19 protein-coding genes are annotated in these 17,956 nt (G+C 27.2%); 2 read left to right on the forward strand and 17 right to left on the reverse strand.

Annotation, left to right across the window (positions count from 1 at the left end; all coding sequences use genetic code 4):
• Positions 1-103 precede the first annotated feature (103 nt).
• Both rnhC and AAHF53_RS03070 read left to right on the forward strand, forming a co-directional pair.
• Positions 104-976: a ribonuclease HIII gene (gene rnhC, locus AAHF53_RS03065; protein ID WP_338966732.1), complete on the forward strand. Its 873-nt coding sequence runs from the start codon at positions 104-106 to the stop codon at positions 974-976.
• 38 nt (positions 977-1,014) lie between these two features.
• The gene (locus AAHF53_RS03070) at positions 1,015-1,533 is read left to right on the forward strand and encodes a ferritin-like domain-containing protein (protein WP_338966731.1); all 519 of its coding nucleotides are present in this window, start codon (positions 1,015-1,017) and stop codon (positions 1,531-1,533) included.
• Positions 1,534-1,564: 31 nt separating this feature from the next.
• On the opposite strand, the gene AAHF53_RS03075 is transcribed toward AAHF53_RS03070, so the two are convergent.
• The 17 genes from AAHF53_RS03075 to AAHF53_RS03155 all read right to left on the reverse strand — a co-directional run bounded on the left by AAHF53_RS03075 (position 1,565) and on the right by AAHF53_RS03155 (position 17,951).
• Positions 1,565-2,041 (reverse strand): dCMP deaminase family protein, encoded by a 477-nt coding sequence (locus AAHF53_RS03075; protein WP_342189433.1) that lies wholly within the window; start codon positions 2,039-2,041, stop codon positions 1,565-1,567.
• Complete coding sequence (locus AAHF53_RS03080) at positions 2,042-3,412, reverse strand: hypothetical protein (RefSeq protein WP_342189434.1); 1,371 nt, start codon at positions 3,410-3,412, stop codon at positions 2,042-2,044.
• Positions 3,413-3,461: 49 nt separating this feature from the next.
• Positions 3,462-4,388 carry an RluA family pseudouridine synthase gene (locus AAHF53_RS03085; RefSeq protein WP_342189435.1) on the reverse strand — a complete coding sequence of 309 codons (927 nt, stop codon included), beginning with the start codon at positions 4,386-4,388 and terminating at the stop codon, positions 3,462-3,464.
• Between the two features lies 1 nt (position 4,389).
• Positions 4,390-4,935, reverse strand: a complete 546-nt coding sequence (lspA, locus tag AAHF53_RS03090; RefSeq protein ID WP_342189436.1) for a signal peptidase II — start codon at positions 4,933-4,935, stop codon at positions 4,390-4,392.
• Entirely contained in the window at positions 4,935-7,676 is a 2,742-nt protein-coding gene (ileS, locus tag AAHF53_RS03095) for an isoleucine--tRNA ligase (RefSeq protein ID WP_342189437.1), read from the reverse strand. The genes lspA and ileS overlap by 1 nt, the downstream gene beginning before the upstream one ends.
• A gap of 573 nt (positions 7,677-8,249) precedes the next feature.
• A complete protein-coding gene (locus AAHF53_RS03100) occupies positions 8,250-8,852 on the reverse strand; it encodes a deoxynucleoside kinase (RefSeq protein ID WP_338967134.1) in 603 nt (200 codons plus the stop codon).
• Between the two features lie 22 nt (positions 8,853-8,874).
• Positions 8,875-9,231, reverse strand: a complete 357-nt coding sequence (locus tag AAHF53_RS03105) for a hypothetical protein (protein WP_338967136.1) — start codon at positions 9,229-9,231, stop codon at positions 8,875-8,877.
• 180 nt (positions 9,232-9,411) lie between these two features.
• A complete protein-coding gene (locus AAHF53_RS03110) occupies positions 9,412-10,680 on the reverse strand; it encodes an ankyrin repeat domain-containing protein (RefSeq protein ID WP_342189438.1) in 1,269 nt (422 codons plus the stop codon).
• 138 nt (positions 10,681-10,818) lie between these two features.
• Complete coding sequence (locus tag AAHF53_RS03115; RefSeq protein WP_338967146.1) at positions 10,819-11,223, reverse strand: hypothetical protein; 405 nt, start codon at positions 11,221-11,223, stop codon at positions 10,819-10,821.
• Between the two features lie 101 nt (positions 11,224-11,324).
• Positions 11,325-11,705: a cell division protein SepF gene (locus tag AAHF53_RS03120; RefSeq protein ID WP_338967147.1), complete on the reverse strand. Its 381-nt coding sequence runs from the start codon at positions 11,703-11,705 to the stop codon at positions 11,325-11,327.
• On the reverse strand, positions 11,705-12,889 hold the full coding sequence (gene ftsZ / locus AAHF53_RS03125; protein ID WP_338967148.1) for a cell division protein FtsZ: 1,185 nt from the start codon (positions 12,887-12,889) through the stop codon (positions 11,705-11,707). The genes AAHF53_RS03120 and ftsZ overlap by 1 nt, the downstream gene beginning before the upstream one ends.
• Positions 12,890-12,931: 42 nt before the next feature.
• On the reverse strand, positions 12,932-14,164 hold the full coding sequence (locus AAHF53_RS03130; protein WP_342189439.1) for a hypothetical protein: 1,233 nt from the start codon (positions 14,162-14,164) through the stop codon (positions 12,932-12,934).
• A gap of 14 nt (positions 14,165-14,178) precedes the next feature.
• Positions 14,179-15,108, reverse strand: a complete 930-nt coding sequence (rsmH, locus tag AAHF53_RS03135) for a 16S rRNA (cytosine(1402)-N(4))-methyltransferase RsmH (RefSeq protein WP_342189440.1) — start codon at positions 15,106-15,108, stop codon at positions 14,179-14,181.
• On the reverse strand, positions 15,108-15,548 hold the full coding sequence (gene mraZ, locus AAHF53_RS03140; RefSeq protein WP_342189441.1) for a division/cell wall cluster transcriptional repressor MraZ: 441 nt from the start codon (positions 15,546-15,548) through the stop codon (positions 15,108-15,110). Before mraZ ends, rsmH begins: the two co-directional genes overlap by 1 nt.
• A 153-nt stretch (positions 15,549-15,701) precedes the next feature.
• Entirely contained in the window at positions 15,702-15,881 is a 180-nt protein-coding gene (gene rpmF / locus AAHF53_RS03145) for a 50S ribosomal protein L32 (protein WP_338967155.1), read from the reverse strand.
• A complete protein-coding gene (locus tag AAHF53_RS03150; RefSeq protein ID WP_342189442.1) occupies positions 15,881-16,393 on the reverse strand; it encodes a hypothetical protein in 513 nt (170 codons plus the stop codon). Before AAHF53_RS03150 ends, rpmF begins: the two co-directional genes overlap by 1 nt.
• Positions 16,362-17,951, reverse strand: a complete 1,590-nt coding sequence (locus AAHF53_RS03155; protein WP_342189443.1) for an MATE family efflux transporter — start codon at positions 17,949-17,951, stop codon at positions 16,362-16,364. The genes AAHF53_RS03150 and AAHF53_RS03155 overlap by 32 nt, the downstream gene beginning before the upstream one ends.
• Positions 17,952-17,956: the final 5 nt, after the last annotated feature.

The following is a 17,956-nucleotide window of genomic DNA, read 5'->3' on the forward strand; positions in this document are numbered from 1 at the left end:
TCATTCTTTAACCTCCTTTTTGCATATAAAAAGCAATAAATTTTGGGTTATATTTATACGCCAACAAAAATTATGATAATATTTAAGAGTGAAAGAAGGGAATATGATGGCAACTTACAGTTTACAACTGAGTGAAGAAAATAAAAACCAAGTAATAACCTATTATGATGCCTATAAAGTACCTGTTAATAATCCTAACATTATTGCTAAATACAAATACCATAATATAACTATTTTATTATATCGTTCTTTAAAAATCGTTTTCCAAGGTGGTGATGAAGATGAAGTTAAAACACAATGAAACAAATGAAAACCAGAGATGATATTAAAAGAACAAATTAATATTATTGGCAGTGATGAATCAGGCGTTGGTGATTTTTTTGGTCCCTTAGTAGTAACAGCCTGTTATATTAAAGAAAAAGATTTAGCATTAATTAAATCATTAAAAATTCGTGATTCTAAAGTCTTATCAACAATACAAATTAATATTATCGCTAAACAATTAATCCAACAATTAGAATATAGTACTATCATCATTAATAACCGCCAATACAATAAGTTATATGAAACATATCAAAACAGTCATATTTTAAAAACCATTGGGCATCATCAAGTAATAAGAAAACTTGCCAATAAAGTTAACTGCAAAAAAGTAATTATTGACCAATTTGTTAACAAAAAAAAATATGAAGAATATTTAAAAATTCTTAATGTTGCTGATAATGATTTAAAGTTATCATTTACAACCCACGCCGAAGATAAATTTCTTGCTGTCGGATGTGCTGCCATTATTAGTCGTTACTTCTTTTTAAAAAGTATTAAACAATTAGAACAAGAATATAACCGGATTTTTCCTTTGGGTGCTAGTACAATTGTTGACAAAGCCATTGCGAAAATAAAACAAGACGGTCTTGAAGATAAGGCAATTGACTTTGGAAAATTACATTTTATAAATTGAAAAAAAGTAATAAAATAAATTAGTAATAATAAATCTACTCATCAAGGAGGAAAAAAATGAATCCCAATATTCATAGTCTATTAAATAAATATGCTGATGACCATAACAAACTACAATTAGATTGCTATGTAATGTCTTCCGTTAGTAACACGCTTGGATTTCCCGGAGCAAGTACTTGATTTCAAATTCAAGCACAAGATGAAGTCTTACATACAAGAAAAATATATAATTATTTAATTGGTCGGGATGAAATACTTATTGTTAATCCAACCCAACCAGAAGCACATCATGAAAAAAGTTTATTAGAATTAATGGAAAAATATCTGACTTACAAACTGCAATTTATTGAAAAAACTAATACTCTAATTGCAACCTGTCAAGAAGCCAAAGATTTCCTAACAATTAAATTTCTTGACTGATTCCTAATTGATTTCTACGAAGAAGTTGAACTCGCAAAAACCTATATTGATAAGATTAAAATGTCTAATAATAACTATTATGGTATTGATAAGCACCTTGCTAAACGCGAAGAACCGGATACTCTAAAAGTTATCCTTCCCTATACTGACAAATAAAAACTACGCTATAGCGTAGTTTTTTTACTAATTAAACCTTTATTGTAATTTCGCTAAACGCCAATTTCTTTAACACCACATTAGCATCACCTAACATTCTTTTAGCAGCGATATTATTTTCGGTATTTTCATATTTATCTTCTTCATAAATAATGGTTTGAATTCCCGACTGAATAATTGCTTTTGCACATTCATTGCAAGGAAATAAACTAACATAAATAACACTATTTTCTAATTTAACTGTGGCACTTAAAATCGCATTCAATTCCGCATGAACAATATATGGATATTTTGTTTCTAAAAATTTTCCTGTCCGAGCTCAAGGATAGTTGTCATCATCTAAAAGTCGTGGTAAACCATTATAACCAGTAGCAATTATTTGCTGGCGGTCGTTAACAATACAAGCACCAACTTGCGTATTAGGGTCTTTACTCCTTAAAGCAGAAACTTTAGCAACACTCATAAAATATTGATCTCATGTTAAATAAGATAAGCGTTTTGACATCATCTATCTAAATATACCAAAAATATCTAATTTTTCCTGTGAAATTAAACCTAGCTTAACATAATCTTCAAGAATTGTATGAGTTCAACCATCTTCATCAGTAAAAAAACGATTATTAGTTAAATACAAAATTAATACCACTAACACTAATACTAAAACAACAACAACAGCAACACCGCGCTTTCATTCTCATGCTTGCTTAGTATAACCTAAAAAATAACTAATAAAAAAACTAACAAAAAAAGTCAAAACTAATGGCATTGCTAAACGGTCACCACTTGAAATAAATGTTACCAACATAAAAACTGTTGGTAAAATTAATCTTCTGCGAACAACAAAAGCTGAAAAATCCTTTTTAGTAAAACTAAAAATATAAAGCGGTGGAATTACCATTCATGCTCAATATAAAGGTCCTGTTAAAATATTTGGTATCTTTTGCGACTTAAAATGATACATCGCACTAGCAACAACTGAATGAGTAAAGCCAACAATTACTGTTGTACAAAGAATAATTAACCCTAACTTTCATGGTTTATAAAATGACTCAACTAAACGAGCACAATAAAAAATAACTAAACACGATAAAAATAAATTAAACATATTGTCACCCGCTAATGGATAAACTATTCATCGCCAAAACTGACCAGCTTGAAAAATTAAATGTTTATAAGAACCACCTAACATTAATTGTGACTCAAATCCCCCATCAATTAAACTATTATCATTTTTTCCTTGCAAAATCTCACGAATTTGTGGCACAAAAAATGGCACTAAAATTGGTAATAGCAAGGGAATAAATGTAAACACATAAGCTAAAAATATATTTTGCTTAGTTGTTAAATTATGAAAATCCTTCATTCGTTTTTGCAATAACGAACCTTCTTTTAAATCATCACTAGTAATTGACTTCGGATCAAAAACTTCGTCATCATTACTAGGTTTTTCTTGAAAAGTAATGGTTTCAATTTGATCAATTTGTGAATAAATTGGTTTCAATTGCGCAACTAAAGTTTCTGGATTAACAAAAACAATCCCATCGTTATTACTAAAAAGCAATGGTTCATGAATAACTTTAGTTAATACAATTGTTAATACTTGTAATTTACTATGACTACTAGTAGCAATTTCTTTACGAAAACTATCAATATCTAACTGATTTTGTTTTAAATCTTTTGCCGATCACATCTCTGAATGATTAAAATAATCCAAAATCTTAATAACTTGATAACTCTTATTAAATAAATTAATTAAATATAAATTATGTTCTTTATTTCGCTTTCAGCGTCATTTCCGCTGATGAATTTGATATTTTTCAATTTGTTTAAAATACTCAACTAATTGCATTTTTAAAATATCAAATGTATTTCTTTCCATTGTCATACTCCCTTATTAGATAAAGCTTATCACTAAGTGATTAAAAACCTTATTGTAAACTATCTAACCTTGTTTTAAAAGATTCTGGTAATTCACAATTCAACTGCATTTTTTTACCACTAATAGGATGAATAAATGCAATCTCATGAGCATGTAAATATTGTTCATAAGGTTCATCTAAATCTTGTTTAATTTCATATAAATGATCTCCTAAAATAGGATGTTTAATAGAACTTAAGTGAACACGAATTTGATGTGTTCTTCCTGTTAATAACTCACATTCAAGAAAAGTAATATTACTTTCTAAAAATCTTTTAATAACATTAAATTTAGTTTGAGCTGGTTTACTATTTTTAAAAACAATCGCCATTCGTTTACGATTTTTAGGATCACGACCAATGGGACCATCAATAAAGCCATTCTCTTTATTAATAATACCACGAACAAGAGCAAAATACTTTCTAGTTAAAGATTTATTTTGTAACTGACTAGTTAACTTTTGATGAACAGAATTACATTTAGCAATAATAAGTAACCCTGTTGTATTTTTATCTAAACGATGGACAATACCTGGTCTTGCGATATCATTATCAGATAATTTAATATCTTTAGCTAATAAAATATTAACTAGTGTATTATCTCAATTACCAACTCCGGGATGAACAACAAGATTTTTTGGTTTATTTATTACCAATAAATACTCATCTTCATAAACAATATCTAAATCTTTTTCATCAAGATTTTCGCCTTGTCAAGATTTCTCTTCTTGAAAATTAATTGTAATCACATCATCTTGCTTAACATTATAGTTATTAGTAATAATTTGATTATTAACAATAACTTTTTTATTAGTAATTAATTTTTGAATTTGACTACGAGAAAGTCCTCTAATTGCAGAAAATTTTAATTGCAAATACTTATCAATTCTTTTAATACTTGGTGTATCTTCAACAATAATAACTAATTTCTTTTCCATCTTATTGTTCTCAATAACTAGTTATTGGTGTTAAAATAATTGCAAAAATAATTACCATTGTTCCGCCAACCACAAACATATCGGCAATATTAAAAATTGAATATGGTGGAAATAATTGTCAAGAAAAATAATCAACAACACCTCATTCAACAATTTGATTTGAAAACCGATCACCAAAATTACTTAATGCACCCGCAACAATTAATGCTAAACCAATATTCATCATTGTTGTTTGGGCAAATAAAAATCCTACTAAAATTAATAAAATAATAATACTTTGCACAACAACCATTAATTGAGGATTTTCAGCACCAATTCCAAATGCCGCTCCTGTGTTATATACTAACTCTATTTGAATAAATCCTGGTAAAAAATTAACCATTTCATTTTCATTTAAATTATTAATAACAACATTTTTAATTACAAAATCAATTAAAATCAGAATAAAAATACCTATTAACAATAATAATTTTTTCTTTAAATTTCAAGTATAATTACTGAAATATTCCTTAACTGAATTTTTTCACTGTTTTAAATGACGATTCATTATTTATTTTCCTCTAATTTACTAATAACCTTTTGACAACGAGAACAAAGTTCATCCATCGTAACACTCACAATCATTCAACAACGAACACACTTATCACCAAGTTTTAATTTTACCGCAATTTTAGCCGTTGGATACTGAACACCCTCACTTAAATTATTAGTAACAATTAACTCACTAATAATAAACATTTGTCCTAAATTATTTATTGTTGCTAACTCTTGATAATTATCATTTAACTCCATAATAACTTGAGCTTGTAAAGACTTACCAATAATTCTTTCATTTCTTGCTAGTTCTAATGCCTTATTAACATCTTCGCGTAATTGTAAAAGTTTATATCCAATATTTTTAATTTCCTTAATATTTTCAAATGTTGGTAAGACAACCATATCCATTAAATGAATTGAAGATAATTTATTTGTTAACGGTAAATACTCATAAACTTCTTCACAAGTGTGAACTAAAATTGGTGCCAAATTAAACAATAGCGTTTGTAAAATATAATAAATTGTTGTTTGTACTTGTTTTCGACGCATACTATTTGCTTCTTCAATATACAAAATATCTTTAGTAAAATCAAGATAAAATGCTGAAAGGCTATTAACAATAAAATTATTTGTTAATACATATACTTCATTAAAATCATAATTATTATATGCTACTTGGGTTGCTTGATGATATTCTTGAGTTTTAACTAATAAATACTGATCAACTATTTCATACTCTTTAACAATATGTTCTAATTTAAAATCAAATAAATTTCCTAACATAAAACGCATTGTATTACGAATCTTACGATAGGTTTCACTAACTTGTTTTAAAATATCATTACCAATTTTCATTTCATCAGTATAATCAACTGATGAAACCCATAATCGTAAAATATCACTGCCATAAGTATTACATACTTCCAAAGGGTCAACAACATTACCTAATGATTTTGACATTTTTTTACCTTTTTCATCATTAATAAAGCCGTGAATAATTACTTGTTCATAAGGAGCTCGTTTTAATGGACTAATAACACCCGTAGTTAATGAAGAATTAAATCATCCTCGAAACTGATCACTGCCTTCTAAATAAAGATCCACAGGATATTTTCAATGCTTTTGTTGCCACAAGTTTCAATGCGAAATTCCACTATCAAATCAAACATCCATAATATCAGTTTCTTTACGAAACTTACCATTAGGGGCTTGATGATGCACATAATTTTTTGGCAATAACTTATCTAATGATCAACTTCATCAAATTGCTGTTCCATATTGCGCAATTAAATCACGAAAATGTTTAATTAATGCCACATCATAAATCGGTTCATTATCTTCACCATATAAAATAGTAATCGGTACTCCCCATAATCTTTGACGCGAAATACATCAATCATCACGATGCATAATCATCTGACGCATTCTTTCTTGCCCTCAAACTGGTAAATATTTAACTTGATTAATTTGTTCCAATAATTGTGATTTAATCGCACTAATAGCAACAAACCATTGTTCAGTTGCACGATAAATAATTGGCTTTTTAGTCCTTCAATCATGAGGATAAGAATGCTTAATAAAAGATAAAGCTAATAATCTATTGTCAGCTTTTAATCTGGTAGTAATAATTTTATTAGTATCTTCATAAAATTTACCATATAATTGTTCATCATTAATTATATCAGTAAAATAACCAGCATCATCAACACTAACAATTGGAGCAGTATTATTTTGTTGACCAATAATAAAATCATCAACGCCAAAACCACAAGCAGTATGAACTAATGCTGTCCCCTCAGTTAAAGTAATATGATGTCCTAAAACTACTTTATTAATAATATTGCTATATAACGGATGAAAATAAGTAATACCAACTAAATTAGCTCCAATTAATTGTTTAATAACTTTAACATCTAATAACTGACATTGTTCACTAACTTTTGCTAATAATTCCTTAGCAACGACCAATTTACCTTGGTTGGAGTTAATAACAACATATTCAATATCTTTACCAACAGCAATAAATTGATTACTAGTTAACGTTCACGGTGTTGTCGTTCATACTACTAATCGTACATCATTATCTAAAACACCATTACCAGCTTTCAAATCACAAGCAATAAAAATACTTGGTGATGTCTTTTCCATATATTCTACTTCTGCTTCAGCTAACGCTGTCTGACTACTTGGTGACCAATATACAGGTTTTAATCCCCGATAAATAAGCTTTTGTTCAATCATCATTATTAAAAAATCAATTTGATAACCTTCATATGTGGGAACACAAGTAATATATTCATCATTAGGAATATTTAATAACCCTAAACGAGCAAATTGTTGCTTTTGAATTGCTATTTGCTCTTGAGCATATTCATAACACTTATTACGAAATAAAACTGGATCTGATTTTTTTCACTCAATATTTAACTTAGTAACTGCGGTTTCAATTGGTAATCCATGTGTATCTCAACCAAATAATAATGGTGCATAATAACCATTAAAACTACGATTTCGCACAATAATATCTTTTAAAATTTTATTCAAAGCATGACCAACATGAATACTACCATTAGCATAAGGTGGTCCATCATGTAAAATAAACTTTTTACCAAATTCATTTTTCAATAAAATTTGTGACCATAATTGTTCTTTTTGCCACTTTTGCTGATAATGCAGTTCTTTATCTTTTAAATTAGCTCGCATTTCAAACATAGTTTGTGGCATTAACAAAGTACTTTTTCAATCACGCATCTACAATTCTCCTTTTTTTAAGAAATTCTCTTACTAACCTTAATAAACATCCAAAATCTAGTTTATTGACGACAAAATGTCTAACAACTGAAACAATAATATCACATTTATTAGCGACATTAAAACCTTCCCTAAATGAATTTATCGTGCACAACTAAGCAATCATTAGATAATCATTTCACAATAAATTATAACACTAACCTAAAATAACAAAAAGTAGAAGGTAAATATTGGTCGCGTTTAGTTTTCTTAGGTATTTTTTAAAAAAGAAAAAATAGTCATTTACTATAAATTATTTCAATATGCAAATTAAGTATATATTTCTTATGTATGATTTTTGTTGTAAAAAATTATTTTAATGTTGTTTTTATAAGCATTTTACTTAGTTTTTATAACCTTTTATTAAGAATATGTTTGTTAATATTAAATATTTTGTTTTATTAATTATTTTTCAAGTAAAAAGGTAATAAATTTTTAGTTGCTTTTCTTTCAAAATTATTCAAATCTTTACCCACCTAACAAAACTTTATGCGCCCGTAAATATTTATTATCTTCTACTTAATGATTTATTTTTTATTTTAATTTACTAATAATAATATTAGTTATTTCATCAATTGACTTATCATCACTTTCAATAACTAAAAAATTAAACTTAGTTTTATATTTTTCATATCATTGTTCATACTTCTCATTTAATAAAACTCAATAATTTTCATCTACTAATAATTCACTAGTTCGGCCACGAACTTTTATGCGCTGAATCGCCGTTGCTGAAGACACGCGTAAAAAAACAATTAAGTCCGGAGTAATTAAATTATCTAAATAAATACTTTCTAAAACCACATTGTGATAAAAGTCACAATAAACTTGATAATCAATATCATTAATAAGTTGTAAGTCTTTTAACACTTCAACAAAAATAACATCTTCCATCACACTACGATCAAAAATTACATTTGTTTTACCCTTAGTTAATTTTAATTGCTGACTTCGTGCCATTAACATATATACTTGCATTTTAAAAGCTGTTTGTTGCGGATTGCGATAATATTCATCCAAATATGGATTTTCCTTTACTGGCTCATTCATTAATAAATAATCGGCATATCTTTTTGATAATTTTTCACTAATAGTTGATTTGCCAGCCCCCACGACTCCTGATAATATAATTCGCATTTATTTAAACTCCTTATTTATGTTAATCTTGACTTTCATTTTTAAATTTATCACTGGCAACCGTCGCTTCTTCAGTTGTTGTTATTGATTCTGATTGGTGAGCCAGTAATATTTGTTGACAACTACTTTTTGATGTTAAGAACAACAAATTCATTGTAACAATTATTTTATTTAAAATTAATTTGTTAGATTTTTTTGCTTGTTTTTTAGTAGAAAAAATTTTAACTAAATTACTACTTATTTTTAATAAAACTTTACTCATACTTCTTCTGATTAATGAACAATAATTAAAGATAATATCTATTTCTGCAAGTTCTACTGTACTACCAGCGATAGCAATAATTGTTATGTTGCTTAACAACTTTAAAATTTTTGCCATTTTTTATCCTCCCAAATAAATATATTTATCTAAGTATTATTATTTATTTTACATTTTTTATCATTTTTTAGCAATATTTTATTTAAAAATATTATTAAGAAAATTAATCCGTTTGAATGAACTTAATTACAAACATTTTATCGTTCCAACACTTGTGGTATTTTAATTCAAACTGTTTCGTTATTTGGAATCTTGTCCTATAATATCCTTTAAAAATTCATTTCATTTTTGTTGTTCTACTAATTGTGATTGTTTAATGACAAAACCATCATTAACCAAATCCTCAGTATCATTATTTTGTTGTTGTGATGTTGTAATATCCTTTAAAAATTCATCTCATTTTTGTTGTTCCAATGCACTACTCTCATAATGAAAAATATTATTAAAATCAATTAATTCACTATCTTGCGAATTAACCGCTTTTAATTTTGAAAAACTGCCATATTTACCACCACATTTTAACAACAGATTATACTTTTCACCAGTTGCAAGATCTAACGGCGTTTTGCCTTCAAAATTCTCAATATTAGTATTAGCATCACGAAATAATAACATTTTAACAACAGTAATATTGTTAGCATAATGCAGTAAAGTATTACCAAAACTATCTTGTGCATTAACATTAGGATAACTTCCTAGTAATAATTTAATAACATCAAGATTAACATCAGTACAATTTTCTAGTAATAATTTAATAACATCAGGATTAACATCAGTACAATTTTCTAGTAATAATTTAATAGCAGCACCATTAGGATTAACACCATTACCGATTAATAATTTAATAATATCAGCATTCTTAATTTTAGGAATTGATTTTATTATTAAATTATTGTCAATATTAGAATTAGCACCATTTTGTCTTAATAACCTAATAATATCAGAATTCCTAGTTTTCTGAATTGGTCTAATGCCTTTATTATTGACAGCATTAATATCAGCACCATATGCAATTAAAATTTTAATATTAGCAAAATTTTTAGCTCGATGTAATGGGGTCTCACCCAAACTATTTTTAATATTAATATTAGCACCTAATTCTAAAATTATTTTTAAGGATTCGATTGCAGATTTATTATTTTTAAACCTTCACCCTAACAATTTTTCATTAATAATCTTAGGGAAATCATCAAATAAAGAAATTTTATCTAATTTTAAAATTTTATAAATGCGATTTGTAGTAGCAATAATTTTAAAATCTGCTGATTTTTTTTTATATTCTACTAATGAAATAATAAAACTATTAAAGTCTTGTTGGCATTCCAAACCTTTTTCTTTAGAAAATCTAGTAATAAACTTTTGCAATTTATTTTTAGTTTCATTTGCAATCAGCAAATTATAAAGTTCATCAAATTGTATTTTAGTATTTATTTTTATTATTTGTGATATCATTTCAGGAACCTTTATGATTCTTTTGGCAATAAAAATTATAAAAATATTTTCATTCATTTTTTAATATCCTCTCTAATTTAAATTTATAAACAAAATAAAAAAATAACAAAATCTTATATAAACTTGTTATTTTTGCTTTTAAGTTACAATACCATAACTTAATATTAATCAATTATGCAATAAAAATTGTTAAAATTATGAATTATTTTTAACTAATTGTAAAGATGCCTCTAAATCTTGAAAAACGCGATGCGATTCATTAGCATTTACTAAAAATGTTTGTTGATGTTTTTCTAAAAAGTTATCAATTAATTTTAAAACCATCACCGGATCAGTTTGTTTACTTTCTAAATCTAACCATAATTGTTCTAATTCAATTTTAAAGTTATAAGCAATATTAATGGCTTTAGCAATAATAACATTAGCATTTTGATTAGCATTATTAATAATTTCATTTTGTTTAATATGCAAATTTCTTTGCAAATCATTAATATATTTTTCTAAAGTATAAATTCGTTGTTTTAAAATATTATTTTCTTGTTTTAATTTATCAATCACCATTTGTTTCTCATTCAATATATAATCTCTGGAATAATTCATATTCATCACCTATTAAAATCATAACATAAAAAATAGACACCAATTATGTCTATTAAATATTTATTTTACATAAAAATCTCTGATCGCTAAAATAATAACTATTAAAAATTTTCATTACTAATAAAAACATAAGCACAAGCATCAATTTTTTGAGCTTTACCTTGCAAAGTATAAATAACACCACCTAAAAACTCTAAAGTGCGTTTGCGATCAATTGGTGATAAATTTGCAACATTAACAATTAAATTTTCACCAGCAACTAAACGGTCTGCTAAAGCAACAACTTGAGCATAAGCTTCTAATTCATATTCTAATAATGGTTTTGTTAAATTCTCATCAACTGCTAATGACTGCACAGTAGGACTTAAATCATTATCTTGAAGCCTCATTGTTGAATGTAACTGTGACAATACTGGATTAGATTGACTGTCATCATTTTGAACCAATATTGCTGATTTTTTTTGTCTTCTTTTGAACATCATTATCGCCCTCTTAAAAATGGTGGTAAATCATCATCATTACTTAATTCCTCTTGTAAACCATCTGGTGATGGTTTAAAATTACCAACTCTTTGCGGTTTATAAATAACACTTCGTTCTTGCAACTGATCATTTTCATAACCAAAATTAGACAAATTTTCTGCTCCTACGGGGCGAAATCTTTTTAATCGGGCTTCTTCAATAACCTGAGGATTAGCTTTCTCAATTTGTCTTTCATCAAAACCAGTAGCAATAACCGTAACAATCATCTCATCATCGAGATGTTCGTTCACAGCAACACCAAAAATAATATTTACTTCACTACCAGCAGCTTGACGAACAATATCAACAGCATCATTAGCATCAAATAATGACATAGTATTACCACCTGTAACATTCACAATCGCATTTTGAGCTCCTTTAATTGATGCTTCCAATAATGGTGAAGAAATCGCTTTATTAGCAGCTTCAATAGCTTTATTTTCACCAGTGCCAATACCAATACCAAATAAAGCACTACCTTTACTTTCAATGACTGTTTTAACATCAGCAAAATCTAAATTAATTAACGCGGGAACAGCAATTAAATCAGTAATTGTTTGTACTCCTTGTCGTAAAATATTATCAGTTTCATTAAATGATTCTGTTAAAGGCACACCACCAATTACTTGCAATAACTTATCATTAGAAATAATTATTAATGAATCAACATGCTTTCTTAATTCTTCAATACCTTGAACAGCATAAGAACTTCTTAAACGACCTTCAAAAGTAAATGGTCTTGTAACAATAGCAATTGTTAAAGCACCCAAATCTTTAGCAATTCGGGCAATAATTGGTGCCGCTCCCGTACCAGTTCCACCACCCATCCCAGCGGCAATAAAAACCATATCAGAATTTTCTAACATCTTTTTAATTTCCGGTTCAGTTTCAATTGCTGCTTGCTTACCAATTTCTGGATTAGCACCTGCTCCTAAACCTTTAGTTAATTGTTTGCCTAAAATAATCTTTTCACGAGCTTTAGAAACGCTTAATACTTGAGCATCAGTATTTGCAACAATGAAATCAACACCTTGAACTCCTGCCTCGATCATGCGATTAACAGCATTGTTTCCAGCTCCACCAACACCAATTACTTTAATATGAGCTACTTGATCATATTGTTCTAGTTGAGTATCATTATTCATTTCTCTTCATCTCCTCTTTATGAATTAAACCGGCAAATATTACTAATACTTATGAACATAATCTAACTTATGATTCTTAGGTATGTTCGGATATTGTGGTTCTCTACTTATTCTATCAATTGAAAATACTTTTTCAATAGTATTTTTGTTTAATAAGTGTTGATAATAAGCATTACCAATAAGTCCTGACCAAATTTCATCATTAGCACCAATAATATTAGAATTATAAAACCGTAATGATGCTAAATTACTATTTTTATTAATATAATTAACAAAACCAGCAATCTTCATTACTTCACCCAAAAACACAATTGGCAAATTTCTCGCTTTCAAAATATGTGCCAAATGCTCCGTAATTTTAATTAAAACTGCCTCAACACGACTAATAATAATATTTTTTAATGTTTGATGACTATACTCCAAATATTTCTTTTTCTCATAATCATATTTAGAGTAAATAATCTTATTATCCAAAAAATTATTATCAATATTAATAATTTTATGTAAATAGTCTTCAGCAACATCTCATGGACATTGCAAAGCATATTGTAAATCAGCAATAAGATTTTTAAACCCATAATCAATAATATTTAAATCATACAGTGTTTCTTTAGCAAAAATACTTACTTGCGTATTATCATAATTTCAATCAATAATAATTGCTCCCTCTTGTAATTCTTTGCGAGAAACTGTTGCTCAAGCATGACAAAAAGGCATTAAAACTAAAGATAACAACTCTAACTTACTATAATTTATTGCTTCTAAATGTGAATTATAAACTTCTTTTTTAATTGTATAGACTAACGAATTAACCGCAACACTTGTTGCTAACTCATCAATTGGCGGGTATGGTAGCTTTTTCTGCCCATTAACAATAAATTTATATGGTCGTGTCAAACAAATAACTTCATCATTAGCAAGAGAAATATTTTTACTCATTGCAATCAAATTACTAATATCTTCATTAGTAATCCGATGTTGTTTGCGATTAATTTCAATTATTGCTTGTCCCTGACGAATAGTTAAACCATTACTTACTAAATTCAAAGCCACGCGTTTAATTTGAATTGCTAATTGCAAATTAACCTTTTTAACCATCATATTAATAAGTTTACCGACAATTTTAGGTTCTAATACAACACCATTATCACAAAAATTACCATTTTGCATATGATTAAACAAAACATTAAACTGTGATTTATGATAACTAAAAACCATAAATTTAATGCGTTTAGTATCTATTTCAATAACTGCATAAAGCTCTTGATTAATCACTAACAATACCTTCCTTAAATTTTTCTGATTGCCCTTAATTTAGCACTACGAGCACGAGAATTTTCTTGAATTTCTTGCTCACAAGGCGAAACAGCTTTTTTAGTTAATAATTCAAAACTAGGGTCCCATTTGATTGAGATTGGTAATTTAGATAATAATGGATCAAATTTAGGAACTACTTGTTCTTTAAATAATGTTTTAACAATCCGATCTTCCAAAGAATGAAAACTAATAACCACAAGCACCCCTTTTGATTTTAATAGTTGCAAAGATTGCTTTAACGAAACTCGCAAACTATCTAATTCATCATTAACGGCAATTCTTAATGCTTGAAATGTCTTTCTGGCTGGATGTTTAGCCTTTTTTAAAATTTTCATTGGTAAGGCACTCTTAACAATATCAACAAGTTGTAATGTTGTTATAATTTTACTATTTTCACGATATTTTACAATAGCACGAGCTATTGTTCTTGCAAACTTTTCTTCACCATAAATTCATAAAATATTAACAATATCTTCAAAACTTCAATTATTAACAATAACTTCTGCCGATAGCGTTTGATTTTGATCCATTCGCATATCTAAAGGACCATCTTGATGATAACTAAATCCTCGCTCTGCTTCATCTAATTGTGGTGATGATACTCCTAAATCATAAATAATACCATCAACTTGTAAAATATTTCTTAATTGTAATTCTTTCTTTAAATGACGAAAATTAGTGGCAATAATTTCATAATTATGAAATTTATTTAATATTACTTTAGCATCAACAATTGCTTGTTTATCTTGTTCTAAACAATATAATTTTCCAGTTGTTAACTTTTCTAAAATTTTCTCACTATGTCCTGCCCTTCCTAAAGTACAATCCACATAAATACCATCAGATTTAATATTTAATAAGTCTATGGTTTCTGACAATAAAACTGGTTTATGTTTTAACATTAATTTTTCTCCTCAATATTCATTATTAAATTTTGAGCAGATTGTTCTAAATTATTTTCAGCATTTACTAAATAATTTTCTCAGGCCTTAATGTCTCAAATTTCTATTTTATTAGCAAGTCCAATAATCATAACTTCTTTCTTAATATTAGCTAATATTAATAAATTTGCCGGAAGATTAATTCTTCCAACTTTATCAATATTAAGTTCTAAAGAATTAGCAAAAATTTGTCGTTGTAAGATACGACTATCCTTTAAACCTTCTGAACTTAATAAAATTTGCTCTTGTCATTTAATAAACACATCATACGCTCTTAATACTAAACAACCATCAAAGCCTTTAGAAATGACTACTTGTTCACCTAGTTTACTACGAAAGCGTGTCGGAACTATAATTCTGCCTTTATCATCAAGACTATGTTTAAATTGTCCTAACAGCATATTATAACCCACTTTCTCCCACTAGTAAACACATTATATTCCTAATTAACAAGTTTTTCAATAAAATTTAACACAATTTATTAAAAATTTTAAAAAAAGCACTGCTATTATAAGCAATGCTCTTTTTTTATCATTTGAAATTAAATACAAATTTTACTCACCAATTTTAACTGCTTCTTTGCCTTTGTAATAACCACATTCTTTACAAACACGATGGGGCTTAATATTTGCACCACAATTAGTACAACTAACTAATGTTGGATGTCATAACTTAAAATGTGTTCTTCTTTTCGCTTTTCTTGTTTTTGATATACGTCGAAACGGAACTGCCATTATTTATCCTCCTTAATACTTTCTAATTTCAATTTTTTTAAGGGCATTCAACGACTATCTTGTTCTAAAGAATTATAAACTTCTTTTTCAGTAATAAATTGTCATTTTTTACCTTTCTTACATATTTTAACATCTTTTACTGTTAAATTGATAGGAGTTATTGCAAATATTTCATCTCACAAATACTTATCTAAATAAAATATTTTTTCATTAATATAGTTTAAATTACAATTAAAGTAATCAAAACCATACTCATCCTTTCAATTTCATTCATTAGTTCAACTAAAAGGTTGTAAACTTAAAGCACACAATAATGTTATCCTTACTGTCACTTGCACATCAATAATTAATGAATTAACTTGTGAGTTATAAATTATTGTCCCTTTAAGATGCGCATAATTAACTTCTTTAATATGACTATTACTAGCTCTTATCACTTCGGGATTAATCGTAATAACATTATCCAAATTAATAACTGGATTATTTTTTAAATAACTTTGTGAATATTCCACTACTCTTCCTCACTTTTTTTGCACTATTTAATTTTAAATAAGAACGATATTTTTTTCAAGTCATAATTAATATTGGGATTGATATCAAAGCTGAAATTGGTGCTACCAAACCTAAAAATAAAAAATAATAATGAGCATTTTTAGTTACCAAAGCAACGAAATAACCAATAATAATACAAGGTATAAAAACAATTATTGAACGAAGCGCCGAAAAAAATAATGACATCTTAGGACGACTAATTGATTGATAAAAAATAATCCCAACATATGGCACAACAACTGTTGGATAAACTAAATAACTTAACAAGAAATATCACCGATAAGTCGTATCAACATTAGAAATAAATAGACTTAACATTTCATTACCAAAAATACCAATAATTAATTCGGTAATTATTAATATTAAAAATTGCACTAAAATTATCCTTTTAAGAATATCCCAAATCCTTTGATAATCTTTAGCACCATAAGAATAAGATAATAATGCCCTTCCGCCTTGACTAACACCAATTAAAGGAGAATCAGTTAACGCAATTCATGGCGCAATCCCAGCAAATAATTGCACAACTCATGGAACAGTAAAACCCGGCCGAGGTAATTCACTACTTAACATTGAAACAAAAAAATTAGATAGTGCTGATGTAACAGCAACTGAAATATTAATAAATAATGGTGTCATTCCGATAGCAATAATATTATATAAAATCGTTTTTTCAATTTTCAAATCTTCTCAATAAATTTTTAACTTTGATTTCGGATCTAAATAGATAACTAATAATGCAAAAATAATATTTCAAAGTCACGAAATAACTGTCGCAATCGCTGCCCCTTCTAATCCTAATTTACCATAAACCATTAATACAATATCTAAAACAACATTAACAATTACTGAAGTAAAAATAATAATTGTTGCTCAAAAACCTTGACCTTCAGATCTTAATAAATTAATTAAAAAATTACTTAGTAATACAAAAAATAAAAAGAAAATAAACCACTTCGTATAACCAACTGCCAACTGCAAAGTAATTTTATATACTTCAGGATTTGTCATTTGCGAATTTTTTGATTGCAAAGCAATTAGCGGTTCATTAGTAAATACTAAAATTGGTGTTAAAACAATAGCAACAATAATCATTAAAGAAATTCCATTACCAATAGTTCGCGATATTAATGGATTATTTCTTTCCCCATAAGCAATACCAAACCTTGTTGATGTCCCAATAGCAATAAATAAACTAAAAGCTGTCAATAAACCAATTGTTGAAGAAGAATATTGGGTTGCAACATTAATAATATTTCGAGCTAACATTTGCAAATTATTTTGTTCAATTAAAGGATTATTTTCTAAAAATGTACTAATAACATAACTATCAGCAAATTGTAATGCTAAAAACTTATCAATCAAATTATATGTTGACATAATAATCATAATTATAACGGTTGGCAAGCACATAAAAAATATTGCTTTTCAAGGATTATAATTACGAATTACTATTTCTCTTTTTGTTAATTGTAATTCATCATCATTTTTAAAATTATCATTAATTATTGTTTTCATTTTTA

The organism is Spiroplasma endosymbiont of Dilophus febrilis (assembly GCF_964030685.1).
GTDB lineage: Bacteria > Bacillota_I > Bacilli_A > Mycoplasmatales > Nriv7 > Nriv7.